The 25,935-nt window shown below is 51.6% G+C and carries 19 protein-coding genes; 12 read left to right on the forward strand and 7 right to left on the reverse strand.

Annotated features, from left to right (window positions below; translation table 11 throughout):
* Positions 1 to 670: 670 nt before the first annotated feature.
* From IPF95_16035 to IPF95_16050, 4 genes are read right to left on the reverse strand one after another with little or no spacing between them, the layout of a single operon-like run.
* Complete coding sequence (locus IPF95_16035) at positions 671 to 2,812, reverse strand: SprB repeat-containing protein (GenBank protein ID MBK6476194.1); 2,142 nt, start codon at positions 2,810 to 2,812, stop codon at positions 671 to 673.
* A 5-nt stretch (positions 2,813 to 2,817) separates the two neighbouring features.
* Positions 2,818 to 5,019 (reverse strand): DUF11 domain-containing protein, encoded by a 2,202-nt coding sequence (locus IPF95_16040; GenBank protein MBK6476195.1) that lies wholly within the window; start codon positions 5,017 to 5,019, stop codon positions 2,818 to 2,820.
* Positions 5,020 to 5,023: 4 nt separating this feature from the next.
* Positions 5,024 to 7,273, reverse strand: coding sequence for a T9SS type A sorting domain-containing protein (locus tag IPF95_16045; protein ID MBK6476196.1), 2,250 nt, complete (start codon positions 7,271 to 7,273; stop codon positions 5,024 to 5,026).
* Between the two features lie 7 nt (positions 7,274 to 7,280).
* Positions 7,281 to 10,487 (reverse strand): DUF11 domain-containing protein, encoded by a 3,207-nt coding sequence (locus tag IPF95_16050; GenBank protein ID MBK6476197.1) that lies wholly within the window; start codon positions 10,485 to 10,487, stop codon positions 7,281 to 7,283.
* Between the two features lie 321 nt (positions 10,488 to 10,808).
* Here IPF95_16050 and mtaB point away from each other — a divergent pair, with 321 nt between their 5' ends.
* The 9 genes from mtaB to IPF95_16095 all read left to right on the forward strand — a co-directional run bounded on the left by mtaB (position 10,809) and on the right by IPF95_16095 (position 18,302).
* Entirely contained in the window at positions 10,809 to 12,203 is a 1,395-nt protein-coding gene (gene mtaB, locus IPF95_16055) for a tRNA (N(6)-L-threonylcarbamoyladenosine(37)-C(2))-methylthiotransferase MtaB (protein ID MBK6476198.1), read from the forward strand.
* A 109-nt stretch (positions 12,204 to 12,312) separates the two neighbouring features.
* Entirely contained in the window at positions 12,313 to 13,494 is a 1,182-nt protein-coding gene (locus IPF95_16060) for a prolipoprotein diacylglyceryl transferase (protein MBK6476199.1), read from the forward strand.
* The gene (locus IPF95_16065) at positions 13,463 to 14,260 is read left to right on the forward strand and encodes an inositol monophosphatase (GenBank protein ID MBK6476200.1); all 798 of its coding nucleotides are present in this window, start codon (positions 13,463 to 13,465) and stop codon (positions 14,258 to 14,260) included. Before IPF95_16060 ends, IPF95_16065 begins: the two co-directional genes overlap by 32 nt.
* A gap of 119 nt (positions 14,261 to 14,379) precedes the next feature.
* Positions 14,380 to 14,628 carry a hypothetical protein gene (locus IPF95_16070; GenBank protein ID MBK6476201.1) on the forward strand — a complete coding sequence of 83 codons (249 nt, stop codon included), beginning with the start codon at positions 14,380 to 14,382 and terminating at the stop codon, positions 14,626 to 14,628.
* On the forward strand, positions 14,625 to 15,047 hold the full coding sequence (locus IPF95_16075) for a PIN domain-containing protein (protein ID MBK6476202.1): 423 nt from the start codon (positions 14,625 to 14,627) through the stop codon (positions 15,045 to 15,047). The genes IPF95_16070 and IPF95_16075 overlap by 4 nt, the downstream gene beginning before the upstream one ends.
* Before the next feature lie 117 nt (positions 15,048 to 15,164).
* The gene (locus tag IPF95_16080; protein MBK6476203.1) at positions 15,165 to 15,359 is read left to right on the forward strand and encodes a hypothetical protein; all 195 of its coding nucleotides are present in this window, start codon (positions 15,165 to 15,167) and stop codon (positions 15,357 to 15,359) included.
* Positions 15,356 to 15,613, forward strand: coding sequence for a type II toxin-antitoxin system RelE/ParE family toxin (locus tag IPF95_16085; protein ID MBK6476204.1), 258 nt, complete (start codon positions 15,356 to 15,358; stop codon positions 15,611 to 15,613). The genes IPF95_16080 and IPF95_16085 overlap by 4 nt, the downstream gene beginning before the upstream one ends.
* A gap of 221 nt (positions 15,614 to 15,834) precedes the next feature.
* Complete coding sequence (locus tag IPF95_16090) at positions 15,835 to 17,679, forward strand: PLP-dependent transferase (GenBank protein MBK6476205.1); 1,845 nt, start codon at positions 15,835 to 15,837, stop codon at positions 17,677 to 17,679.
* A gap of 59 nt (positions 17,680 to 17,738) precedes the next feature.
* On the forward strand, positions 17,739 to 18,302 hold the full coding sequence (locus tag IPF95_16095) for a DUF4256 domain-containing protein (protein MBK6476206.1): 564 nt from the start codon (positions 17,739 to 17,741) through the stop codon (positions 18,300 to 18,302).
* A 105-nt stretch (positions 18,303 to 18,407) separates the two neighbouring features.
* On the opposite strand, the gene IPF95_16100 is transcribed toward IPF95_16095, so the two are convergent.
* The 3 genes from IPF95_16100 to IPF95_16110 form a co-directional block, all read right to left on the reverse strand.
* A complete protein-coding gene (locus IPF95_16100; protein ID MBK6476207.1) occupies positions 18,408 to 19,364 on the reverse strand; it encodes a hypothetical protein in 957 nt (318 codons plus the stop codon).
* A 194-nt stretch (positions 19,365 to 19,558) separates the two neighbouring features.
* A complete protein-coding gene (locus IPF95_16105; protein MBK6476208.1) occupies positions 19,559 to 21,292 on the reverse strand; it encodes a hypothetical protein in 1,734 nt (577 codons plus the stop codon).
* Between the two features lie 102 nt (positions 21,293 to 21,394).
* Positions 21,395 to 22,840 (reverse strand): sodium:solute symporter, encoded by a 1,446-nt coding sequence (locus IPF95_16110; protein MBK6476209.1) that lies wholly within the window; start codon positions 22,838 to 22,840, stop codon positions 21,395 to 21,397.
* Between the two features lie 157 nt (positions 22,841 to 22,997).
* Here IPF95_16110 and IPF95_16115 point away from each other — a divergent pair, with 157 nt between their 5' ends.
* The 3 genes from IPF95_16115 to recR all read left to right on the forward strand — a co-directional run bounded on the left by IPF95_16115 (position 22,998) and on the right by recR (position 25,927).
* On the forward strand, positions 22,998 to 24,272 hold the full coding sequence (locus IPF95_16115; GenBank protein MBK6476210.1) for a DUF2029 domain-containing protein: 1,275 nt from the start codon (positions 22,998 to 23,000) through the stop codon (positions 24,270 to 24,272).
* A gap of 80 nt (positions 24,273 to 24,352) precedes the next feature.
* A complete protein-coding gene (locus IPF95_16120) occupies positions 24,353 to 25,219 on the forward strand; it encodes an OmpA family protein (protein ID MBK6476211.1) in 867 nt (288 codons plus the stop codon).
* Positions 25,220 to 25,306: 87 nt separating this feature from the next.
* A complete protein-coding gene (recR, locus tag IPF95_16125; GenBank protein ID MBK6476212.1) occupies positions 25,307 to 25,927 on the forward strand; it encodes a recombination protein RecR in 621 nt (206 codons plus the stop codon).
* Positions 25,928 to 25,935: the final 8 nt, after the last annotated feature.

Raw genomic sequence — 25,935 nt, forward strand, 5'->3', positions numbered from 1 at the left:
ATTTTGTTGACCCGTTGAATAACTTGGTGGACGCACAAATGACACAATAGCTAGGCACTAATTTCAGTGGTTGAGGAAATTGTGTGTCTTGCGGTTCAGGAAGAACTGTACTTGCTACGCCTATGTAAACGTGAGCACTTGCACGCCATGAGCAATAAGTATGTGTATGAAAACCTGAAACTTAAAGGTTGAGTTATCCATTATTTCCATCACTCGTATGCACGTCACTGTTTCTTAGCACGGCTTTTAGCTCTGCTCTGGTTGCAGTGTTCAGCATTACCGGAATTAGGCTCTTCATTGACAAAGGAATTGACCTGCCCTACCCTTTTCAATAAGTCAGGATATTACGAACATGAACGGACAAGTATCATTGAATGACACACTGCACTTCACCGACGGTCATCTTTTGAATCAGGCCGGCGTGGAACTATTCAACGCAGCGTTGATCGATTCCTGAATACAAGTGGACGATTACCTATTCGGGACTAGGCAAGTTGCTATGGTAACTGCTCCATCACCACCGTCGTCGGCACAATGCCGCCGATATTCATCAAAATTTGGTCACGATCATTGTTCGTGCCGGTGTATCGCACAGTGCCGTCCATGTTTACGTCCTCGCGCAAGTAACCAGTCGTGGAAGGTGAGCAAGGGAGCAAGTCGTTTCATGTTGTCATTGTTTGATGAAGCGTCCGCGACATGTAGCCCCGTCGCTCATTGATGCGAGTAGCACGTATGCTCCCGACTTTAATCCAGAGACGTCAATACTACCGAAGGATGCCCGCACGGACCGGCGCATCACTTCCCTGCCGTCATGCGCAAGCACGACGATGATCTCGATCTGTCCATCGCTGCGGAAGTTCAAGTGGTCCGTAGTTGGAATAGGTGCTATCGTCAGCGCTGTCGTAACTCCCACTTCCACCCCCGTACTGACCTCCGCCACCAACACGCTCGGCTCAGTGATCACCGGATCGTTGAAGTCGAAGTAGATGTTGGCGATGTTCTCGATGATGGTGCCTGGAAGTAGTGGCAGGCGCGGGCGGATGCGGAAGGCTACAGCCCCATGGCTCAACGCTTCGTTAGCATTGCTATCCGGCAGGTTGATGTTCCCAAAGGTCCACTGCACAACCCGCCCGGGTTTGAAGGCAACATCAAATGCGTGCGAGGCTGCTCCCTGCTCGAAACTGGACATGTCGAATTCCGCCGGAAGCGTGTCGGTGACGACCACATCGATCGCTTCCGCAGTTCCCGTGTTCTGGAAGCGGATAGTGTAATCGATCCATTCATCCTCATCGATGAAGTAGAGGGTACTGCTTGAACCGCTGCTCGTTGATGCCACTTTGTCGTTGGGGTCATAGCTGCCGACGACCGTGGTCTGCAGGTTGGTCGCATTGTTCAGCGTACTGCTTTCATTGAGTGTGTTGCTGGCATTCACGCTGCTGATGAGCACGGTGCCTAGTGGTGTGGACGCCGGAACGGTAAATGCGGCGTGGAAGGAGGTCTGCGCGAACGATGTGAGCGCACCCAGATTCCATGTGATAGTGTTGCCTGCAACATCGGTCGGTGTTGGAGACGCATCGAGGAACACCAAGGCGGGATCGAAGTCCGCTGTTACGGTTACTGGTCCGCTCACTTGGGGGGTGGTATTGCGCACGGTTCCGTTGAAGCCGTACGTGAAACCCGGCCGTGCTGGGCCTTGCGCGGTAAAGAGCGCGAGGTCCAAAGGAACGTCGCTGCCATTGGCGAAATCGATGGAAGGATCTGAAGCATTCACCGTGAAGGGTACGGGCTGAACCACCGGGCAGTAGCGGATGAGCGTAGGATCCAATTGCTCTAGTGTATAGGCTCCATCCACGATGTTGAAGCTGAAGTTGCCTGCCCCGTTCGTAAGCGCATACTGCACGCCTGGTTCGATCTGAAGCACGCTGTACGGAACGCCAACTTCCCCACCGTCGCGCTCGCAATCGGCGTCCAGATCATACCAGCTGGTTCCATGCACATTGCCGCAAAGCGGCCCCAGATCCGGGATGGTGAACGCACCAGTCAAACCTTCAGTGCAAGAGGTGGTGATCTGCCAGGTCCACGCCTGGTCGAAAGTGTAATCGCCGGATGCAAGGCCAGTAACAAGTTCCGAGGATACTTGATCGTACTGGTAGACCACCTGGCCTTGATCGTTGCGGATGCTCACGTTCGCAGGCCAATCACTGTTGTTGAGCACCACACTCCCATTGGGTCCATTGCATGCCGCTACGATATTCGATACGGTTATAGGTTCACCTGAAGGCCCCTGCATCATATCCTCGTGCATTCCCGAGCAACCGCCAGCATCGCTCGCACTCACATAGAATTGATCGCCTGACGCAAGACCGTAGTAGATCGGATCGCCATCACCGGTGGTTCCTCCGGGCGAGGCGGGCGCACCGTTCACATAGACCGAGACGTTGTAAGGCGGTGTGCCGTTGAACATGCTCTGGACCACCACGAAACTGCCATTGCTTTCCCCCGGACAAGCGAAGCCTCCAGCGAAAGTGGTCTGCACGAACAGGTTTCCGTTGGCCACCGTGCCGCTCCAAGAACCGGTAGCACCAAGGTCGTCGGTGACCAACACGGAATAGTTCCCCGCGGCGAGCCCGGTGCGATCCTCCGTGGTGGGACCATCAGCCCATAGGTATGTATAAGGCGGCGTACCGGTCAAGGGCGTGATGTCTATGGAACCGGTGTTGTTCGCGCAGGTGGTCGGTATTGTACCACCGGACACCGCGAAAGCCAAAGCGTTCAGCGGAGTCAGTATCAAGGCAAGTAGCGCGTAGCGCATAGTGGTCAGAGTTTGGTCAATCGCGTGTGTAGCTGTTCTCCTGTTCCTGTGGTGATCACCACAACATAAGTGCCTGTAGCAATTGTGGCGAGATCGATCTCGGCCATAGCGCTTCCGCCCAGCCGTTCAGTGAGCACTGTCCTTCCATCCGTTGCGAGAAGTGCAAATGATCGTATGCTTCCTTTTCCATATTTCACCGTCACTGACCCATTCGTCGGGTTCGGAAAGACATTGAGTTCATCCATGATGAATGCCGTGTTCACCGCTGTGCTGAACTCCGCCACCAGCACACTCGGCTCGGTGATCACCGGTGGGTTGAAGTCGAAATAGATATTCGCTGTATTACTCATGATCGTTCCCGGCAGCACGGGTTGCGCAGGACGTATCCGGAAGCTCACCAGCCCATGACTTTCCGCCTCGTTGGTGACGCTGTCCGGCAACAGGATAGTATCAAACCGCCATTCCACCAACCGGCCAGGCTTGAACATGACGGAGAATAGATGCGAGGCCGTCCCTTGCTGGAACGAAGCCATGTCGAGTTCGGCCGTGAGTGTATCAGTTACCACAACCGTGAAGGCGGTATCCGTTCCCGTATTCTGGAATTGGATTGTGTAGTCCAGCCAATCATCCTGGTCGATGAAGTACTGCGTTCCGCTCTGGCGCGAACTGGTAAGCACGCTCTTCTCATTGGGATCGAAACTACCGGTGATAGTACGAATGGTGGTGAAGGTGTTGTTCGCGGAGCTGGTCTCTACAAATGGTTGTGCCACCGACCAAGTGTTGTATACCACCGTGCCGATCAACACGGGGTCCGGCGGAACTTGGAGCACCAGGTTGATATGCTGCACGCCGAATGCGCCCAAGGCCGGCATGTTGCTCCAAAGGACCGTATTGCCCACAACCGAAGTCGGAACGGGAACGGCGGACACAAAGCTGAGGACAGGATCGATAGTCAGGCTCACTTCCACCGCGCCGGTAAGTTGTCCACTGCTGTTGCTCGCGGTGAACTGGTTGTTCACCAAAAAGCCGGGCCGGGGCGTTGCCATTGCGGCGTACGTGATAACATCCAACGGGATCGCACTGCTATCGGCGAAATCCTGTGTGACCAATGCACCGTTCGTGATGTTAAGGGGCACCGGATCCACAGCCGGGCAGATCGGCACGATATCCTGTGGCGTTTGGGAAAGCGTGTAGTTGCCGCTGGCCAGCCCAATGGCATACGTACCGTCGCCGGATGTCAATGCGTACACCGGCCCAGGCAGCACTTCCAACACATGGTAGGGAATGGCCTCGTCGTTGGCGTCCTGTGTGCAATCCTGATCGTGGTCCAGATAGATCCTGCCTTGGACTGAGCCGCAATCGGGCCCCAGGTCGGGAACAGTGAAGGGATGCTCTTCGAAACAGGGCAATTCTTCGTTGCCATCAAACCAATACACGCGGGCCGTGTGGTTGCCTGTAGCGAGGCCCGAAAAAGTCAACGGGCTCCCCGACGAAGGACCGGCTACCACATTTTCCTGATCATCGAACACAGTGACGGACGTGCCGAAGATCCCCAAACCCAGATCGAAGACGTTGTTGAACGTAACGCTACCGTTGGCCTCGCCCCCGCACGCAGCGTTGATGGTTCCCAATTGGACTTGGCCGCCAACCGCCCCGAAAATATCGAAGCCGTTACCGGTTCCTGCACAGCCGTACTGATCGACGACCGTGTAGTTGCCGCTGTTGGTTCCACTGCAGAAACCGCCGAACACCGGATCCCCGTACAGCGGTTCCGTATCCACTTGCTGATTGAATTGATCGAACGTGATGGTGTACGGCCCCAGCCCATTGAAGGACTGCGTGTAGATGATGGCACGCCCATCGCACAGGCCCGGGCAAGCGGGAGCCCCCGACCCATTGAAGCTCCACACCGCAGGGATCATCAGGTATGGAAGGTCCATCACATCTATGGCTTGGCTGACTTCTTCCAATAGTGCATCGGTCACCGTCACGCTGTAGTTGCCAGCGAGAAGACCAGTGATAGTATCGTTCGTTGAACCCGTGGACCAGAGGTAGGTATAGGGCGGGGCACCACCGCTCACATCCACGGTGAGCCAACCGACAGGGTTGCCGCAGCTGGCTTCGTTCCCGTGGAGGAACAAGGTCATGGCGCAAACCTGACCGGTAAACAAGTAGCACACTAAAGGAAGAAGGATCTTGGATCTCATGCTCTTAGAATTTGGTCACACGCGTGTGCAGCTGTTCGCCTCTCCCTGAAATGATCACCAGCACATACGTGCCGGTAGCAATGGTCGCGAGATCGATCTCGGCCATTGCGTTTCCGCCCAATTGTTCGCTGAGCACAGTCCTTCCGTCCATCGCGAGAAGTGCTAAGGATCGCATACCCCCATTGTCATAGTTCACCCTCACCGATCCATTCGTCGGGTTCGGGAATACATTGAGATCTTCTGAGTTGAACTCAGCGTTCAACCCTGTACTGAACTCCGCCACCAGCACGCTTGGTTCGGTGATCACCGGATCGTTGAAATCGAAGAAGATGTTGGCGGTGTTGCTGATCACGGTGCCGGGTGCGAGCGGTTCATGCGGGCGGATACGGAAGGAGACGAAGCCGTGAGAGGCTGCCTCGTTCACGTTGCTGTCCGGGAGCAGGATGTTCGGGAAGGTCCATCGAAGTATACCCTGCCCGGAGAGGGACCAGATGAAGTTGTGCGAACCAGCACCCATGCGGATCGTGGCCGGGTCCAGCTGCGCTGGCAGCGTATCTGTGATCACCACCAGGAATGCCGTATCGGAGCCGGTGTTCTGGAAACGGACCACATAATCCACCCACTCATCTTCATCGATCAGATAGATGGTGCTGCTATTTCCATGACTTGTGTTGGCGGTCTTGTCGTTCGGGTCGAAGCTGCCGATGATCGTCACCAGCCAAGTGGCGGTATTGTTCACGGGTACGGCATCCAGGTTCACGGGTGTCACCGTGGCGGTGGCGCTCAACTGTGTGCCGATCAAGCCTACGTTCGATGGGATCTGGAAACGCACGAGCAGATCACGCGTCGCGAAGTTGTTCATGTTCCCCACATTGTTCCAGGTAAGGGTGTTGGCCGTGCTGGAACTCGGGTTCAAGGAAGCACTGATGAACACAAGTGTCGGATCGAAGGTCATCACCACCTGGTTGTTCCCAGTGGCATCCGGTGTCAGATTCGCCATGTCGATCGCGTAGGCCAATTCGAAGCCTGGTCTGGCCGGACCGCTGGCCATGGTCAACTCCACATCGAGGGCCACAAGCGCCGTATCAGCGAAGTCGAGCACGGCAAGGCCATTGGCGTTCACCGTAACCGGCTCCGGATGGCAATGCTGTTCTGCGTCGCTTGTGATCTCCGTCACCGTGTAGGTCCCGTTCGGTACGTTCAGCGAATAGGCTCCGCCCGCATTGGTGGTTGCGAAGTACGGACCCGGATCGAACTGAAGCAGCGAATTGGGACGAAAGCGTTCGGTGCCGTTCTTGACACAATTCAGATCGTAGTCCATGAACACTTTCCCGGAAATGTTGGAACAACCGGATCCAAGGTCCGGAATGGTCACCATCACAGAATCGCCACAACCACCGCCGGGCTGCCATTCTGTGAACGGCGCGAAGTTGACCGACTGTGTCAACCAATACTCACCTGGTGCAAGGCCCGTCCAAGTATTGAGAATGTCGGACGACTCGACTGGTGTGTGACCATAGGCGCCTGAACCCGTTCCTACGATGGAGCCGTCCGGCCCGAATACGGAGCCGGCACCATCGGTCAATTGATGCCACGTACGTGCATAAGTGGGACTGTGGAGCAAAAGGGCCTCGATGGATCCATTGGCAGCACCGGCACACGTGCCCTGCAGATCAAGGATCACCGGTGTGGTCCAGGTCGGCTGCCCCAATCTGTAACCGCTATGCAGTTCTCCAGCACAACCATTCGCGTCCGTGAACTGCAACTGAGTGCTGGTTGTAGTACTGTATGGACCCGTGTAGTAGGCCGAGTAGACATTTTCACCCATGTAGAGGCCCGTGAAGAAAGGTGAGCTGAAGGTTATCGGGCCATTGGGTAGCTCGGTCATGAACAGGTAGCCTCCATAGGCATCACCCGGGCAGAGGCTGCCCCCGGTTACGGCAGCGATGCTGTACCCGACCGACAGAACGGTTTGGTTCCCGAGCGCCTCATCGCTCTGGCTGTCCGTTACCGTAACGGAGATCGGACCAGCGCTCAGGCCCGATACCGATGCCGTGGTAGCACCAGTGCTCCACAGATAAGTGTACGGCGGCACCCCACCGCTCACATTGGCTTGTGCCGTACCATCGGCATAGGTACAGATCTCGTGCGCCGTGATCTGTATGTTCACGGTGATCGCTTGTAGCGCAAGCGCACCACAAAGAAGGGTAGCCGTGGTCAACACGCGAGTTGTAGGGTACAGGGTGGTTCTCATCGTAGTGTCAGTGTTTAATGAAGGTCAGGGTATATGTTCGTTCGGCATTCACAACAGCCTGTACGATGTAAAGGCCATCGGCAAACTCCGCGATATCCATCCGGGGCAAAGTGCCTTTGGTGTTCACGATCCGAAGGATGCGACCATCCAAGGCAAGCAACCTTAGTTCAGCGATCTGTTCGCCCATGCGCATGCCACCAACACTGACCGAATGCAGTGCTGGGTTGGGGTACAGGTACAAGTTGGTTTCGGGCTCCAGAACTTCCAGCCCCGTACTGAACTCCGCCACTAACACGCTCGGCTCGGTGATCACCGGCTCATTGAAATCGAAGTAGATGTTGGCGATGTTCTCAATGGTTGTTCCAGGAAGTAGAGGTGTGCGTGGCTTGATGCGGAAGGAGACGAAGCCATGACTGGCGGCTTCGTTCACGTTGCTATCTGGCAGTAGAATATTTGCGAAGGTGAATTCCAGCGTACCATGCCCACTCAACTTCCATGTGAATGGATGCGAGGCTGCACCCATGACGATGGAACCGGGCTCTAAGTTCTGCGGCAACGTGTCCGTTACCACTACCGTAAAGGCCGTATCGTTGCCCGTGTTCTGGAAGCGGATCGTGTAGTCGATGAATTCATCCTCACCGAGAAGCCAGACATCGCTGCTGCCCGAGCTGGTATGCGCCACCTTGTCGTTGGGGTCCCACGGGCCGGTAACCGTTCTGAAATTCGTTGTGGTGTTGTTGGCGGTTACCGTCTCGGCTTCGGTGCAGGTGATACTCGCCATGTTCACCAATTGCGTTCCGATGATCCCAACTGTGTTCGGTACCTGCGTGCTCACTTGAATATTCACCGGATTGGTAAACGTCGCTTGGGGTAGATCCCATACGATGGTATTGCCATTGATGCTGGTGGGCGGAGGTACAGAAGCGGTGAAGGTGAGGTTCGGGTCCAATATCAATTGCACGTTGACCGCTCCACTTACAAGGGGCGTATTGTTCTCTATGGTGAGTGCAAGCACGAACTCTGATCCGCGGCGTGCCACTCCAGAAGAGAGTGCTACACCCACATCCAAGCCGAAGGTGATCGTATCGGGAAAATCCACGACCAAGGCTGGGCCACCTTCAAGTACCTCGAAAGATCGTGGGCTCGGATCGCAGTGATCGCCCCATGCGGGATCCATCTGTTCCAAGGTGTACTGTCCCACGGGCATGGCCAGAAAATAGTTTCCTGCTTGATCTGTGCTGGTGTAGAAACCACCGGGCTGCACTTTTAGGATCTTGTATGGTGCGGCCACATCGCCTGCGTTGATGGTGCAGTCTTCGTCCGCATCATAATAGACCGTGCCGCTCACTCCGGGCGCAACAACATAGTCCCATGGAATATACTCCCAGAGGTCGTTGGTCTGTGCAGCGGATGATATGAAGCCATCGTTCTGGTTCAGATTGCCGCAGGACAGGAAGCCTCTACCGGCAGCTGAAGCCGCAGTGCCATCCACTCGAAAGCCACCTCCGGTCGTTGCCTCTATCGTCCATGCATCGGTCACGGGGTCATAGCTGTGGAAGGCATCCATTATAGTACCTGAAAGTGTACCTCCTGCACGGAAACCTTGATCACCGATCCCGAATGCCATGTGTGACTGCATGTTGTTCGGCGCAAGAAAGGATGCGATGCCGGCCCAGCTATCTGTCGCGGGATCGTAACAGCGAGCGTAGTCGGTGGCCGTGCTGGAACCCGCGATATTCCCGGCAGAGATACAGCCCTTGCCTCCCATCACGAACGAAGCCGAGGAATGCACGGCCATGCCGGGGCTAACGCGCTGCTCCCATGCATTGGTCTGAGGGTCGTACGCCCACAGGTCATTCTGGCGCACTCCGCCGATCAGTCCGGTGCTGATGAAGACCCGATCATCCACTCCAAAGGCGACCGTATTGGTGCGCGCACCACCGAGTAGATCGGTAGCTTGTGCCCACGTGTCCGCCACAGGATCATACGCCCAGAAATTGTCCGTTGCCGAAGCGGTCAGGATATATCCCTTTCCGTTCGCTGGAGCAGCTGCTTCTACACCGACCGAGGCTTCGGTGGGCATTGCGGCGCGGGCCGTCCATGTGCGTGTGATCGGAGCATAGGACCACAGATCCGTGAGCCTGTTGCCGACACCTGCGATCCCTCCACCCAAGTAGAGAATATCGTCGATCGTGAAAGACACGGGATGTCTGCGAACTGAACCTGGCAGGTACGGACGCTGGGCCCAGGTGCCGGGCACTAAAGGGGCGGATGGCCCTAGTTCCCAGATCTCAGCTTGGACTCCTTGCGCGGGAACATAGCCGCCAATGAGGTAGGCCTTGGTGCCATGCGATACCGCCACGGCATGATCCCGCCCCGCTGCAGCCCACAATGCCGGAGCAGGGGTCCAAGAATCCGATGCAGGTTCGTATGCGAAAAAGTCCTGCGTATTGCTACCTGTACCTACGTAACCCCTATCGCCTATGGTGAAGGCCGCGGCACCATCACGCACACCACCCGGATAGGGTGCTTTCACGCTCCAAGCGTCGGCGACCGGGTCATAGCTCCAGAGCGCAGTGCCGGTTTTGCTGATCACATAGCCCTTTCCGTCCAATGCGAAGGCGACGCCACCGTCAATGTTAGCGGGCATATTCGCGCGCTGCGCCCAACCTGTTGTTGGTGAGTACTCCCAGAGGTCGTTGAAGTTCTGCCAGCCTCCATTGTTCGCTCCACCTCCGATATAGGCCTTGTCACCGATAACGAAAACGATGGCCCCGATGCGCTGGCCGCCCGGGAACACGAGCGGTTGCATATTCCAGAAATTATTCTCCGCGAGCGTGTACTGGAAGATCGTGTCGTTGGCGTCGTAATTATAGGTCCCGCCTAAGCCAACATAGCCAATGTCGCCAATGGAAAAGCCGACCCCGCCTTCACCCGCCTTGCTTTCGGCGAGGCTGTGTGTTTCGCCCTCCACAGCGAAAGCGGAGAAGGTGTTGGTAGTCGGATCGTACTTCTTGAAGGAACCGCTCGGGTATCCAGTGCGGTCGTATCCCATACCGAAGATGATGTAGTCTCCTAAACTGAAGGCCACACCACCCCGCTGTGCCCAGCCCATCTCCTGCGTGCGCAGCGGCTTCTTTTTCAGGAACCATTCCTGCTGGGCCTGCAAGCCGGAAGACAGAAAAAGAACAAGGATAGTAAGTAGATGCTTCATTTTCTCTTTGTTATTTATGGATCAGCTAAAGGGGCAAGACGCATGGTTATTTACGGAGAACGGAGAACCCTGATCAAAATAGAGACCAGAACGACCATCGTTCGCACTTAACGGAGGCAAAGCACTCAAATTCAGTGCGAATAGCAGAAGTAGTGATTTGATCATGGCCTGGTGAATGGCACGAATATTACCTTGACGAGAAAGGTAACATAAGGATGCCTACGGACCATGGAATTTCCATGAATTGGCCATTCATTGTGGCATCGGTAGATTTGCAACCCTTAAAGTCCCACATGATCGGTTCGTCCGGTCATCCATTCCATGAGCACCTCCGGCACGGTTGCCTTTCATACGCTTGGTTGCAAGCTCAATTTCGCCGAGACCAGCACCCTTGCGCGGTCATTGGAAGAAGCGGGCTATGCACGTGTTAGACCTGAAGAACGACCGGATGTATTCGTGTTGAACACCTGCAGCGTTACAGAGAATGCCGACAAGGAATGCAGGCGGCATGTACGTCGGTTCAGGAACATCAATTCCGAAGCATTCATTGCCGTTGTGGGTTGTTACGCACAGCTCAAACCAGAAGAAATTCTGACTATTCCGGGAGTGGATCTCGTATTGGGAGCCAATGAAAAGTTCGATCTGGCCAGTTACATCGAACGCTCCACTTTGGGTCATTCCGGGCTTGACCCGGAATCTCAAAGCGGCAGGCCCGCCCCCTCCAAAGGCGAGGCCCACTACTCCCCCATCAAGGACACGAAAACCTTCGTCCCTAGTTACAACGCGAACGACCGGACACGGACATTCTTGAAGGTGCAGGACGGGTGTGATTATTTCTGCTCGTTCTGCACGATCCCATTAGCACGTGGTAGAAGTCGAAGTGCGACCATCGAAGAAACCGTGGCATTGGCAAGAGAGATCGCTGCCTCGGGGGTGAAGGAGATCGTACTCACTGGCGTGAATACCGGTGATTTCGGAAAAAGCAACGGGGCTTCAAGCGGAGTCGAGAAGGAGAATTTCCTTCAACTGATCGAGGCACTTGATGAAGTTGAAGGCATCGATCGTTTCCGTATCAGCAGCATTGAACCGAATCTCTGCCATGACGGAGTGATCGACTTTGTCGCCAAGAGCAAACGCTTCGCGCCACATTTCCACATGCCGCTTCAAAGTGGCAGCGATGCGATCTTGGAACGCATGCGCAGGCGCTACGACACCGCGTTGTATGCGGATCGCGTTGCACACATCAAACGTGTAATGCCCCATGCATGCATTGGTGTAGATGTGATAACCGGCACGCCCGGAGAAACGGATGAAGAGTTCCTGAAGACCCATGAATTCATACGGAGCATTGCGGTGGACTATCTGCATGTATTTACTTACAGCGAACGCGCCAACACCACTGCCGTGCGTATGGAAGATGCCATCCCAATGGAAACACGCAGGGAACGCACCAAACAACTGCGTATCCTGAGCAGCAAATTGCAACGGGCGTTCTATGAAGAACATAGTGGTACCACACGCGATGTTCTTTTCGAGACCGAGAATGTGGAGGGCCACATGCTAGGGTATACGGACAACTACATTCGCTTAACTATGCCTTACGACCCATCATTGACCAACAAGATCACCACAGCGTCTTTGGAGACCATTAATGGCGACGGTCAAGTAATTGGCACTATTCCAACCAACGAATTATCCAATTGTCTGATCGTTTGATACTCTACGACTCATGATACGCCTAGCTAAGACTGCAGGAGCACTATCGTTCAGCTCAAGAAAGCGCACCATCAGCTAATCAAACAATCGGCTAATCAGCTAATCCTTAATGTACCCTACCCTCTACCACGCCTTGCTGGACCTTACCGGGATCGACCTGCCGTTCTTGAAATTCATGAACAGCTTCGGGTTCTTCGTGGCCGTGGCGTTCGTATTTGCGAGTTGGACCTTGGGACTGGAGCTACGTCGAAAAGAGCGTGAAGGATTGCTGCAACCCGTTATGCGCAAGGTGAAAGTGGGCTACCCAGCTACGCCAATGGAGTTGATCAGCAATGCGTTGCTCGGTTTCGTGTTGGGATGGAAAGGGCTGTACTTGATCTTGGATTTTTCCAGCGCCACGGCAGACCCACAAGGCACATTGCTTAGCGCCAAAGGCAACTTGCTAGGTGGAATAGCCTTGGGTTGTTTCATGGTCTGGTGGAAATGGCGCGAAAAAGAAAAGCAGAAACTCGCTGAGCCTAAAATTGAAGAATACCGGATGCAGGCCCACGAGCACAGTGGCAACATCACGCTTACTGCGGCGCTCTATGGGGTCATCGGTGCGAAGCTGTTCCATTGGCTGGAGAATCCAGATGAATTCATTCGGTTCATCAAACAGCCGGCCGGTGCAGAATTGTTCAGCGGTCTTACCATGTACGGCGGCTTGATCTTTGCCGGCTTCATGGTGATCCGCTATTTCAGAAGGAATGGTATCCCCCCTTGGGCTGGAATGGATGCAGCCGCACCGGGAGTAATGCTTGCGTACGGTGTTGGACGGTTGGGCTGCCAGACCAGTGGCGATGGTGATTGGGGCATCGTGAATAACAGACCTGCACCAAGCTGGATCCCGGACTGGCTATGGAGTTACGACTTCCCGAACAACGTTAATGGAGTTGGAATTCCGATGACCGACGGCACTGCTTTTCCAGGCTATGGCATGGTACTACCGGAACCTGTCTGGCCCACTTCCATATACGAATTCATCATGGGCGTTGGCCTGTTCTTCGTACTGTGGGCATGGAGGAAAAAGCTAAGCGTTCCAGGTATGATCTTCTTCCTATTCCTGGCACTGAACGGCGTGGAGCGGTTCTTCATTGAAAAGATCCGCGTGAACGTGCCATTTGCTGGAACATGGACACAAGCAGAAGTAATATCGCTTATATTGATCATCGTTGGAATTGCAGGAATGATCATGCGCCAGCGCACTAAGACACTACCCAATGGACCTCAAGAAGCTCACGGAACAAGTTGAAGCACTCTGCATCGAAGTTGCAGCATTCATACGCGATGAAGCGGGCAAGCTCACCGAAGCTGGCGTAAGCACTAAGAGCGCGAACAACCTAGTTACGCACGTGGATCACACCGCTGAGGACCGTCTTGTGGAAGCCTTGGAAAAGATCCTACCCAATGCAGGATTCATTGCCGAAGAAGGCAGTGGCGAACGCGGCGAAGGCCTGAACTGGATCATCGATCCGCTCGATGGCACCACCAACTTCGTTCATGGTGTACCCTGCTATTGCATCAGCATTGCGTTGGTCGATGGAACCGAACCACTGTTGGGTGTGGTGCACGAAGTAACACGCAACGAACGCTTCACCGCTTGGAAAGGTGGTGGCGCCTACATGAATGGCGAACCGATCAAGGTATCCCCTAGGAAGAAATTAGTGGATAGCCTTTTGGCCACCGGTTTCCCCTATGATGATTTCGGCTACGAGACCGAGTACATGGATCTCTTACGCGAGCTCATGCACCGTACGCGCGGCATCCGCCGTTTGGGCAGTGCCGCCGCGGATCTTGCTTACGTAGCCTGCGGAAGGTTCGAAGCCTTTTACGAGTACGGCTTGAACAGCTGGGACGTAGCCGCCGGTGTACTCTTGGTACGCGAAGCCGGTGGAAAGGTCAGTGGTTTCCAACCGAGCAAGGACCCTGTTTTTGATGAGGAGATCGTTGCTACGAATAGCGCGGTGCATGATGAATTGTTGGAGGCAATTGAGCGGAATTGGCAACGGCAGGATTGAGGGAAACTCGCTGATTCCTGCAGTTTCATCCATTTGTCCTTCTTCTTATCTGCAATCTATTCCTCGATAAGACTGAGTACGCATCATTTCCTTAAATTTGTACGTACAAGCAGGTTCTAATGGACACCAAACTCACCTTAAAGCTCAACCAAGAAGTTATCGAGCGGGCTAAAGCGTATGCTGCTGATAAGAAAATGAGCTTGTCGCGCATCATCGAAGCCTACCTCCAATCCCTCACTATAGAGAAAAAGGAAACCGAATTCGAGATCTCTCCCTTTGTCAAAAGCATTGCTACGGGTAAAAAGATCCCGGTTAACCTGGACTACAAGAAAGAGTACTCAAACTTCTTAACCAAGAAGTACAAATGAGTAAACGGGCCTTCCTCGACACCAATATCATGTTAGATCTGTTAGGCGAACGTGCTCCCTTCTATATACCGATCGCCCAGATCGCCACCTTGGCCGAAAGACAACAGTTGACACTTGTTGCTTCCCCAATTTCGTTCGCAACCGTCAACTATTTTCTCTCGAAGAACGAAGGCTCAACAGTGGCAAGAGAAAAATTGAGAAAATTCAAGATCTTATGCGAGATCTGTCCCATCAATGAACAGACCATTGAAAAGGGGTTGAACTCAGCGATAAAAGATTTCGAAGATGCCTTGCAGTATTTCAGTGCAACCGATTCGGAATGTGACGTGATCATAACACGAAACGGAAAAGACTTCAAGGCCTCGATGATACCCGTTATGACGGCGAAGGAATTTTTAGCGAGACTTAGCAATAGTTGAGTTAGTGCCGGATTCTTCACGGTTGCTATCATTCTTAATTTTAATATTTGCTTTTGGATCGACCACTATCGAGGCTTATGAATTGGTAAACCATTACACGTATATTTGTAGGTATCAATGAAAGGAGTCGAAATTCTATACGACGACAAGGGGAATAAACGATACGTGCAATTGGACGTTAACACCATTGTCAATGAACCTGAGGCGGTCGAAGAGCTCTTGGATGTGATCATCTGCGAAGCCCGTAAGAACGAACCTTCGATCTCACTAGAGGAACTGAAAGTGCGTTCCAAAAAGGTCAAGAAGAAGTGAGCTACGAAGTTCGGATCCTCCGTAGTGCCGAACGCGAGATCCTTCGCCTTCCCGTTTCAGTACAGAACCGGATATTCATCGCACTGGATGGTTTTGAAAAAGAACCACGACCACAGGGATGCAAGAAATTGAAGAACAGTAACAACCTTTGGCGTATTCGGATCGGAGCATACCGCGTGATCTATTCAATTCAGGAAACCATACAACTTGTTCGTGTTGAGCGTGCCGCGCACCGCAGCGAAGTCTATCGGTAAATTCTGGACGGTCCAACGATCATCTCCAAGGCACCCGTTAAACTACTTGGTCACAAACGACGTCATCAGCAATTCGATGCCTTCGCTGGGACTTAACTGTGTCGCTTTGAATAACGACATTCGGCGTAACGCGGAATACGATCAGTTAGGTGAAGAGAAGACATAGTGAACAGAGGAACTAATTCTCATGTAATTTTCCGACCGGATCCAAATGCAGAATTATGGAAGACGATAAAGTGTTGAATTATATCAAGGATATATTGGAAAATATGCCACCGGGTTGGTTAGGCTTAACAACCCATCGACTCGATATCTATGATGAAAAATTGGCCAAAACCCAATTCTTGGATCAGTTCGAGAGCCTGTTCAAGAATACTAATTCCGAAGCAGCTGCACTAGGCGAACTACCCACTGCGTATGACTATATCCGCTTAGGCCACCCCTTGTCTTGCGTATTGGAATGGGTAATAGCTAACTTAAACACACTCGATCCAAAAAATGTGATCAGTTTTTCATCAAAGACAGTTCCGATCATGGCGATCCTTCGGGAAAATTCATTGAAGAACAAAAGCACTCGGATCCTGTTTACGGAAGAGCTGCCAGCGTGTTTCAACGTTGACGTGGTCAAGCGTATTTATGGTTACACGTTCGAGTTAAAGAAGGTCGAGAATGCAGAAGAGGTTACCGCGTTCAACGGCAGTACGATCTTCATTTCAGAACGCGATGACATGTGTCGTGTTGACCTCAACCCGAACATCGACTTTTTCATTAATGTGCATCCTCACTTCGGAAGCGTTCTGTTGGTAAATGGCGTGCACAATGATCAGTACATATCAGAAATTCAGCATGTGCGAAGGAGAGAGACCATTGCCATGACGCCTATCAATTGTGTTGCTGCGCTAGAGGGGCTGATCAACAAGACTTATAATGCGACTGTGGATAGTAATGCCAAGGCAAACAAAGCGATGGTCCTATCCTCGATCGCGGCCATTACTGGTTCTACTACAAAGGCTCTGATCGGTTCTAGTGGCTTGTCCATTCAGTACGCGATCATGATGGGGCTCATTCATGATGCACTCGAAAAACATCCGGGAAAAGCGATCAAGATCATTGTTCCCCCGAATTGCTACGGTGGAACGAACGACCAAGCCAGACGTGTTGCGGCGTGCATGGAAAACGTTGAAGTTGTGGACCTACCAGTTGACGGAGGCAAGGAAATGGATCAAAGCATTGATCTTGTTCTGGACCAAATTGCAAGAGAAGATGCCGTACCTTACATAATTGCAGAAATTCCAACGAATCCGAGAGTTGAAGTTCCTGATCTCTTGAAGATAAAAGAGGTGCTAAGCAAAGTGCGCAAGACAGCAACAGGTGCAACTGCGATCGACCCTGTGTTCATTCTGGATCAAACATTCTGCCCGAATGTTCACTTTCTGGGTGAAGGTGAAATACTCTCAACGGTCCGGACCATTGCCTATGTCAGTGGATCCAAGTTTCCAAGTGGCGGGCTCTGCACTGCGGGCTACTGTGTCGGGAATAAGAAAACCGAAATGTTGATGGATAAAATTGAGCTGCATTTACGTCTTTGCGATAATGAAGCGACTGATCTTCAACTGGAACTATTGGCGAAACAAATGCCTTCGATGAACCAACGGATCGCTGATGCGTACATCAATACGCGTGAATTCGTAACATTCATCAACGCCACTTTGCCAGCGGCGAAGATCAATTTCGTTTCAGAGGAGTTGGCAGAACAAGGGTTTACCCCGTCCGTCTTTTCATTGGACCTTCCAACTAAAGGCACTACGGATGTAGAAAAGGAATCTCATAAAAGAGCATTGAATCTGAAATTGATCGATCTCATGATCACTAAGATCCCCACTGAAAGTAAGTTCTGTGTGAGCTACGGACAGCTGAACGGATGTTATTGGACGATACCAGCAACATCCACGCAGGGGACGACGAAAGAAGGCGACAAGGATTACATTGTCCGTGTTGCACTATCCGCGAATATGGATCTTGAACTTCATAAAAAGGTCTTTGCGGATTTTGTTGAAGGAATGTGATCGAACGGAAAAGCTTGGTCCCTACCCTCTGATCCATATATTGCTCTGAACATCCCACAATGCCACCAAAAAGATCGCTACCCGCCGCAGAGACCAACGAACTGCTAAAGACACTCAAAACCCGTTTCGATAAGCACATGAACCGCCACAAAGGAGTGGATTGGACCACCGTGCAAATCAAGCTGGAAATGAATCCGGAAAAATTATGGTCGCTTAGTGAAATGGAAGCAACCGGTGGTGAGCCGGATGTGGTCGGGCAGGATAAAAAGACCAACGCATTCATCTTCATGGATTGCGCACCTGAAAGTCCAAAGGAACGCCGAAGCATTTGCTACGACCGTGCCGCATGGGAATCGCGGAAGGAACACAAGCCGAAGAATACTGCAGTGGACATGGCCTCCGAGATCGGTGTTGAGCTGTTGACCGAAGAAGAATACCGCGATCTACAGAAGCTTGGACCATTCGATCAAAAAACATCGAGCTGGCTGAGGACGCCAGAGAAGATCAGAACTTTAGGTGGCGCCATCTTCGGTGACTATCGTTTCGGAACTGTCTTCGTTTACCACAACGGAGCTGAGTCGTACTATGGTGCACGTGGATTCCGCGGTGTCTTGCGGGTCTGAGAATCGAATCAAGAAACAGCTAATTCCAAAGAAAAAGGTGGACCGTCCGAGTCCACCTTTTCTTATTCAACCAGAACCAACCCTAGCACAGTTCATAGGCTACGATCAGTGCTGATCACAAAGCCCCGCATCAATTCCGAATTGAGCCAACGTTGTTGGTTGTAGTGAGATCGGCACATTCAGATCCTGTGTAACAACGGTCGTTGTGAACGAGGATGCATATTCGCCATTGATCTTCGATAATGCTACCACGGTTATGTTCATCCCTAGTGGCACATCATAGACCGGACCGATCGAGAAGACATTGTCCGCTCCACCATGTACACCGGTCATCGAGTTCTGATCAGTAAAGACCAACCAAACAAACGTGTTCTCATGGTCATTTCCGAAAGGGCAAGTAACCTGCACATCGGTCGATGGTGCTATAGGTGAGAAGTAATCACAATTGATCCAGCCCAGCGAATCGTTCGGGAAATTATAACCCGAGGTGTCCTCGCCTGCTGCATTCAAGATCGGGTTCGTATTCCATGGATCCCAAATGATCTCACCATCTTCATCCACTTCCCCGCTGAATACCGCCATGTTCGGATCAGCAAAAGATGGTGTAGGCACGTTAACGTAGCTGGCACCTGGCGCGAGCTTCAGGGGTTGACCACCCTGCTCTGCACTAATGAAGAACTGTCCACCACTCACCAACGGACGCAGTTGGCCGTTGTCGTTACCTAGCGTTTGTTTGTTCAACCAGAGCATGTCGCCAACGGTCAACGCTTCAACGAGTTCAAGATCCACGCTGCCCGCAACCAAGCTACCACTTTGAGTGCGAAAAGCATTCGGACCGAAGTACATGTACACGCCATCCTGTCCTTGAATACTTCCGCCGGTAGTAGCATTCACCGTGAACTGCTGCATGGCGTTAACAAGGTTCTGCGCAAATACTTGCTTCAGTGGATTCTCGACTGGTGCTGTTGGTGTCGGACCTGATCCATAATGCTCATCTTTCTTACAGCTGCTGATCACTGTAATTGCCGCTAACACGAAAAATACTTCTTTGGGGATCTTCATGATGTTCTTTGATCAAGGTGAATTTAAAAGACGTTCAACCCTATACACGGAACAGCGGGACCTTAGGTTGGGTAGAGACCAAAAAAAGAATAGTGGATCACTCCCTTCCTACTCAACAACGCCAAACCAACCATCGTGATCGCGCCGTACACCAGCAGCAATTCGAATCCGAATTCAACACACCGAAACGTATATCAATGCACCACAGTCATTGCACGTTTCGCATCGCCATTCAATGATAGCTCAACGATCACAGCTCCTTCTACATGAGTATTAACCAGGATCTGGTTCGTACCACTTGCGATGTAAGCATTTTGAACATGCAATGTCCTTCCAGCGGTATCCAATACTCGTATCATGCCTAGCCCTGAAGAGGTATTACTTGTTGCCAACCACAATTGGTCATTGTTCTGGAACGGCCGAATGGATAACGATGAATTGTCAATGCTGACCGAGCTTGTGGCTGTCGGGATATCCGGTCCGTTCTCAATGGGAATACGCTGTGCGTAAACCCCTGAATTTATTCGATCATCTTGCCATGCCACGACCATGTTCCCATCGTGTACTGCACTGGTGGATCCGTTGCTTTTAAGACCTGAACGTGAGCAGACCGTTCCAATGTTCGGCTCCCAGAGGAATTCGCCATCAAATCCAATGTGAGTTGCTTTGATCAGACTGTCTTGGATGTATGTGAAAACTGAGCCATCATCGGTTGCAGTCAGGCCGATAAAATCACAATTTGCGTTATCTGCTATTAAGGTTCCATTTTCAGCCCACTGCAATACGCCAGCTGTATCAACACGCTGTACGACTACCTGTAAATGACTTGGTGGCATCAAGTTCTCTTCTCCGCCCTGGATAAAGACAATATCCACGTTGGCACCCACAATAACACCATTACCATTTGGAAGTAATGAGATCTCACAATCACTCCCAACTCCAATTAATGGTGCCACAATTATTCCATTTGCACCCCATGTGGTACCGTCTGACCGATAGTGTTGTAATCGTAATTTACCATCAAATAAAGGATCATGCCAGTAGCCACGATGAGCTATGTAGAATCCACCCAAGCCATCTGCCACCGCTGGCTTCATGTACGCATGTTCAACATTATTGGCAACAAACTGATCCAGTCCTAAGAATGTTCCGTTCTGATTGATACGAGCAACCTTAAGTCTGTAGTTACTGACATATGCAGAACCTTCATTTCCGGATTCATGCTCTAAGAGTTGCACTAAGAAACCACCATCTTGTTGAACAATGGGTTTGGGCAACAATGGCCTCTTACCTATACTGACAAAAGGCTGCGAAATAACTACGACCGGGATCTCGAGTGGCACTTGCCAAAATGTCTCCCCATCACTATGGAATTTGTTGTAATAAACGCTTCCATATTCACTATTCCATGTTGCAACGACGGAGTTATCATCATACACATCCATACTTACCGTCTGTTGAGCAACCCCTAAACTATCACCAGCCACTATACCGTTTTCATCCCAAACAGACACTCCGGCGCTATCGAGCTTATAGAAGCTAGCAGTAATAACACCAGTGCGCTTATCAGAAAAGCCAAGGATCGCATTTCCGTCATGATCGATGATCAACCCCATCGGAAACATCTTCGGATTCCAACCTGAAAGAATTGCGAAAGCTGCATTCGGGCTAACGATCACTCCTTCCACATCCCACATTGCAAAGCCCGCAGCATCAATGCGCTGCATGCGCACTTCATAAAGTGTATCCACCTGTTCATACCAAGCAATGTAGGTGCTACCCGCCGGTCCATTGCACATAACGGGGCGCAGCGCGGTTACGCCAATTCCATCCCGCACGGTTGTGTTTTCGTACGCATCATTGGTCCATTGTGCGTGGCTCGACACAACAGATAGGCACGATCCAAAAAGCACGGCGCGGTAATTCATCTGCATGTCAATTTGAAACTAAAGTAAAGCAAAGGACTGTTCGGCATATCCAACAACGATCAATTTATTAACCGGTCAATGCAAAGTGAACGCAATCAGCATTCACCCCCTCCTACTCAACAACGCCAACCCAACCATCGTGATCGCTCCATTCACCAGCAGCAATTCGAACCCGAATTTGTAGCCACCGAATAGTTGTATGCTATACGTATCCAACACAAAGGTGATTATAGGAGATAACACAGCGATAAGCGGAACCCACCGATCATGAACGGCGGTTTTCGTAAGCATTCCGAAAGCGAAAAGACCGAGCAACGGCCCATAAGTGTAACCCGCAACGCGGAAGACCGTTTTGATCACACTATCATCGTTCCACACTTTGAAGAGCAGGATCAGGATCACCATAACAATGCTCATGATCACGTGGACACGAATGCGTAATGGCACGCGTTCCGCTTCGGGGCGCTTTTCAATTTCAAGGACATCTACACAAACGCTGGTGGTCAGTGCGGTCAAGGCGCTATCTGCACTGGAATAGGCTGCGGCGATCAACCCGAGAATGAACAAGAGCCCAACGACCACAGGTAGGCTGCCGTCGGTGGCTAGCATCGGATACAACTGGTCTGGCTTCAATGGCATTTCAACGCCGAAGCGTTCAACATACAAGAAAAGCAAAGCGCCAAGCGAAAGAAAAACCAAGTTAACGAAGACCAGGACAAGGCTGAAGCTCACCATGTTCTTCTGCGCTTCACCGATGTTGCGACAGCTCAGGTTCTTTTGCATCATGTCCTGATCGAGCCCTGTCATAGCAATGGCGATGAACATGCCGCCTAGGAACTGTTTCCAGAAGTAAGTACCCGGTTTGGGGTCATCGAAAAAGAATACACGTGATAATGGGCTTTCATGCACTTGCGTGATCAACTCACCAATGCTCCAACCCAATTTTTGACCGAGCAACACAACGGTCAGTCCCACTGCAACCAGCATGAACAAGGTCTGAAACGTATCGGTCCAAATGATCGTGCGAATACCGCCTTTGCGTGTATACACCCAGATCAAGGCGATGGTAACCACCACCGTTACCACAAAAGGAACGCCCATTTGCTTAAAGACCAAGAATTGCAACACCTCGGCCACCAAATACAAGCGTGCTGCACTGCCCAACGAACGGCTCAAGAGAAAGAACCAGGCACCAGTGAGGTAACTATTCCGACCGAATCGATCACCTAGATACCCATAGATCGACGTCAGCTGCAACCGATAGTACAACGGCAGCAACACGAAAGCGATCACGGCGTAGCCCGGTAAATAACCCAGGACCATTTGTAGGTAACTGAACTTATCGGCCCCCACCATGCCAGGCACGCTGATGAACGTAACCCCGCTCAACGAAGCACCGATCATCCCGAATGCGACGATGTACCACGGACTTTTTCGTTCGCCAACAAAGAATGCTTCGTTGCCGGCGCCGCGCGATGTAACGACCGAAATGCCGTAGAGCATTGCGAAGTAGGCAGTGATCGTGATCAGGATCAGGGTTGGGTTCATGCAACAAATGAACGGGTTGCGCGGTTCCGATCATCGCTTGTCGCGCATGAGTTGTCAATTATGCATTGTGAGCGGTTCGATCCGGTTCCGATTGTGCGTGATCGACCAACTTCTAGTATCTATGTTGGGCAGAACGAGCTGATCAAGCACGTGAGTGATGGACTTTCTCCGTACACATAAATATACGCTGGGCATTGGCTTGGTCCTACTGGCCTTGGTGCTGATCGAGGCCCATACCATAGGCGACTTCGAGATATTCCTACAAGCATCGCAAGACCTGTTGAAAGGCGAGAACATTTACCAGATCAAGTACCACGAGTGGTACCACTATTACTACGACGCGTTCTTCGCTTTGCTCATTTATCCGCTCACCTACTTGCCGGTGTATTGGGCAACGGTGATCTGGCTAGGATTGAATGTGCTGCTAACGCTTCGGATCTGGCAGTCGATCAAATTTCAACTTCCGCTGGAAACATTCAGCCCGAAAGCACTGAAGGTATTTACCATCCTTACCTGCGCGATCGCATTCAGCTTGTGGCACCGGAATATCCACCTGGGCCAAATGACCATCTTCCTACTCTACTTGTGTTTGGAAGGCATGCATCGCATTGACCAAGAAGAACCACTGAAAGGAGGCTTTCTGCTGGCCATGGGTATCAGCGTGAAGATCATGCCGCTTGTATTGGTGCCGTATTTGGTCTATCGTCATTATTTCAAAGGAGCTTTAAGTGCGTTGGTCTTTACTGGCTTGATACTAATTGTTCCAGCTGCTGTGATCGGTCTTGAACAGAACACGATTCTTCTGGAAGAACGGTGGGCCTTGGTGAACCCCATGAACAGCGAACACGTAATGGATGTGGACGAGACAACATTCCATTCCATTACCACCTTCCTTTCCGTGCTACTGGTGAAGGATGCAGGAGCTGCTTACCGAACGGACCTACCCCGGAACATTGCGAATGTGAGCAAGCATACACTGAGCTTGGTGATCAACATAGTTCGGCTGCTCCTCGTACTTGGCACATTGTATATCATTCGTTCGCTTCCCTTTCAGCGACCCACCGATCGGTTGCAGAAGTTCTATGAAATGAGCTACATCTACCTGATCATCCCATTGATATTCCCACACCAACAGCATTATGGGTTTTTCTTCGCGTTACCAGCAATTGCCTATTTGGTATACCACTACACAAATGCATATACAGTGAGGGCATTTGAAAATTGGCGATCGCATCGGTTCAGGATCATCTTCTTGGCGGTACTTGTCTTCTTTCTGCTGAACAGCCATTTCTTGCTCGGTGAATTCCGGAATTTCTATGACCATTACAAAACATTGACCTATGGTATGCTGTTCTTGGTAGTTCTGCTTGCAACACATCGCCCGCAGGTAACAGGTTCAATTACAACATCCGCGATAACCGACAAAGGCTGAACTGACCAACATCATGATCGAATAATAACGACCCTATGTGGTCACGGTATATCTTCGCGAACTCAATAGACCAAATTTCCATGAAACGCCCTACCCTTCTTGCATTAAGCGCCGTTCTTATCCTCTCTTCCTGTGTGTCCAAAAAGAAGTTCGTTATGCTTCAAGGCTCCGCCGACAAGATGACAGCGGATATGGCCGTTCTCGAAGCGGATCTGAACCGTTGCAATAGTGCAAAGGCAAGCTTGGAAGCAACTAATGAGCAACTAAAAAGCCAAGTAGCCGAGTTGAGTACTACGAATGCGGCCTTGTTGAACAACGTAGGCAACATGGTTACGCTGAGCGCGAAGGAATCCGAGAATTTGGAACGTTCCTTGGAAAGCATTCGCGAAAAAGACCTGCAGATCAAGACCCTGCACGATGCGCTTACACGGAAGGATAGCGTAACCATTGCGCTTGTAACTAGCCTCAAGGGTGTACTTGGTAATATGGATGATACGGACGTGGAGATCAACGTAGAGAAAGGCGTTGTGTTCATCAGCCTTAGCGATAAGCTCTTGTTCAAGAGCGGCAGTTATGTGGTTTCCGATCAAGCCGTTGCCGTGTTGGGCAAGGTTGCCAAAGTGGTGAACAACAAACCGGACATGGATGTGTTGGTCGAAGGCCATACCGATAATGTACCGGTGAGCAAACCGTGCATCGGCGATAACTGGGACCTGAGCGTATTGCGTGCTACGGCGATCGTACGTGTATTGCAGAATGATTTCCAAGTAGCTCCAGGCCGTATGACCGCAGGTGGTCGTAGCGAATTCGTACCGTTGGTTGCGAACGACACGCCAGAGAACAAGTCGACGAATCGGCGTACGCGCATTGTTATCCTTCCTAAGCTCGATCAGTTCTACGACATGATCGAAGAAGGTATGAAGGAGGCGGAGGATGCCGGAAAATAGACCTATTCGCACGGTTTGACCGTAATATCAGTGAGTTTGAAATGTGACCCACCTGATCACTAGTGCAAGCCGTTTACTTTTGCGCCGATGTCCCTATCATCAAGACTTCTGGAAAATGCTGTGGATCAGTTGGCCACATTGCCCGGTATTGGAAGGCGCACGGCAATGCGACTAGCCCTTGACCTGTTGCGGCGGGAACCACAGGAAGTAGCGCGTTTCAGCGATGCGATCAAGGAGATGCGGGAACAGGTCCGCTATTGCGAGGTCTGCTGCAATATCAGTGATTCCACCAAGTGTGCGATCTGCAAGGACCCTTCACGCGATGGGGCATTGATCTGCGTGGTTGAGGATATCCGCGATGTGATCGCTATTGAGAACACACGTCAATTCAAAGGGCTTTACCATGTACTCGGAGGTGTTATAAGTCCAATGGACGGCGTTGGTCCGGACGACCTCAACACCGCCCAGCTTTTGGACCGCGTATCCGGCAAGGAAGTGAACGAGGTCATCCTGGCATTAGGAGCAACGCTTGAAGGAGACACCACGGCCTTCTATCTGAACCGTAGGCTTTCCGAAACGAACATTCAAGTAAGTACCATTGCACGAGGTATAAGTGTAGGAGGCGACCTGGACCAAGCGGATGAGTTAACGCTGGGCCGTAGTATTGCCGATCGTAAACCATATGAGCAAAGTGTTCGATCGAAATAAGTTGACCA

This window comes from Flavobacteriales bacterium, from assembly GCA_016704485.1.
GTDB lineage: Bacteria > Bacteroidota > Bacteroidia > Flavobacteriales_F > PHOS-HE28 > PHOS-HE28.

What these genes read in the sequence shown, in the direction of transcription:
- IPF95_16035 (MBK6476194.1), bottom strand. Translation starts at nt 2,812, where the DNA reads ATGCGCTACGCGCTACTTGCCTTGATACTGACTCCGCTGAACGCTTTG.
- IPF95_16040 (MBK6476195.1), bottom strand. Translation starts at nt 5,019, where the DNA reads ATGAGATCCAAGATCCTTCTTCCTTTAGTGTGCTACTTGTTTACCGGT.
- IPF95_16045 (MBK6476196.1), bottom strand. Translation starts at nt 7,273, where the DNA reads ATGAGAACCACCCTGTACCCTACAACTCGCGTGTTGACCACGGCTACC.
- IPF95_16050 (MBK6476197.1), bottom strand. Translation starts at nt 10,487, where the DNA reads ATGAAGCATCTACTTACTATCCTTGTTCTTTTTCTGTCTTCCGGCTTG.
- mtaB (MBK6476198.1), top strand. Translation starts at nt 10,809, where the DNA reads ATGAGCACCTCCGGCACGGTTGCCTTTCATACGCTTGGTTGCAAGCTC.
- IPF95_16060 (MBK6476199.1), top strand. Translation starts at nt 12,313, where the DNA reads ATGTACCCTACCCTCTACCACGCCTTGCTGGACCTTACCGGGATCGAC.
- IPF95_16065 (MBK6476200.1), top strand. Translation starts at nt 13,463, where the DNA reads ATGGACCTCAAGAAGCTCACGGAACAAGTTGAAGCACTCTGCATCGAA.
- IPF95_16070 (MBK6476201.1), top strand. Translation starts at nt 14,380, where the DNA reads ATGGACACCAAACTCACCTTAAAGCTCAACCAAGAAGTTATCGAGCGG.
- IPF95_16075 (MBK6476202.1), top strand. Translation starts at nt 14,625, where the DNA reads ATGAGTAAACGGGCCTTCCTCGACACCAATATCATGTTAGATCTGTTA.
- IPF95_16080 (MBK6476203.1), top strand. Translation starts at nt 15,165, where the DNA reads ATGAAAGGAGTCGAAATTCTATACGACGACAAGGGGAATAAACGATAC.
- IPF95_16090 (MBK6476205.1), top strand. Translation starts at nt 15,835, where the DNA reads ATGGAAGACGATAAAGTGTTGAATTATATCAAGGATATATTGGAAAAT.
- IPF95_16095 (MBK6476206.1), top strand. Translation starts at nt 17,739, where the DNA reads ATGCCACCAAAAAGATCGCTACCCGCCGCAGAGACCAACGAACTGCTA.
- IPF95_16100 (MBK6476207.1), bottom strand. Translation starts at nt 19,364, where the DNA reads ATGAAGATCCCCAAAGAAGTATTTTTCGTGTTAGCGGCAATTACAGTG.
- IPF95_16105 (MBK6476208.1), bottom strand. Translation starts at nt 21,292, where the DNA reads ATGAATTACCGCGCCGTGCTTTTTGGATCGTGCCTATCTGTTGTGTCG.
- IPF95_16110 (MBK6476209.1), bottom strand. Translation starts at nt 22,840, where the DNA reads ATGAACCCAACCCTGATCCTGATCACGATCACTGCCTACTTCGCAATG.
- IPF95_16115 (MBK6476210.1), top strand. Translation starts at nt 22,998, where the DNA reads ATGGACTTTCTCCGTACACATAAATATACGCTGGGCATTGGCTTGGTC.
- IPF95_16120 (MBK6476211.1), top strand. Translation starts at nt 24,353, where the DNA reads ATGAAACGCCCTACCCTTCTTGCATTAAGCGCCGTTCTTATCCTCTCT.
- recR (MBK6476212.1), top strand. Translation starts at nt 25,307, where the DNA reads ATGTCCCTATCATCAAGACTTCTGGAAAATGCTGTGGATCAGTTGGCC.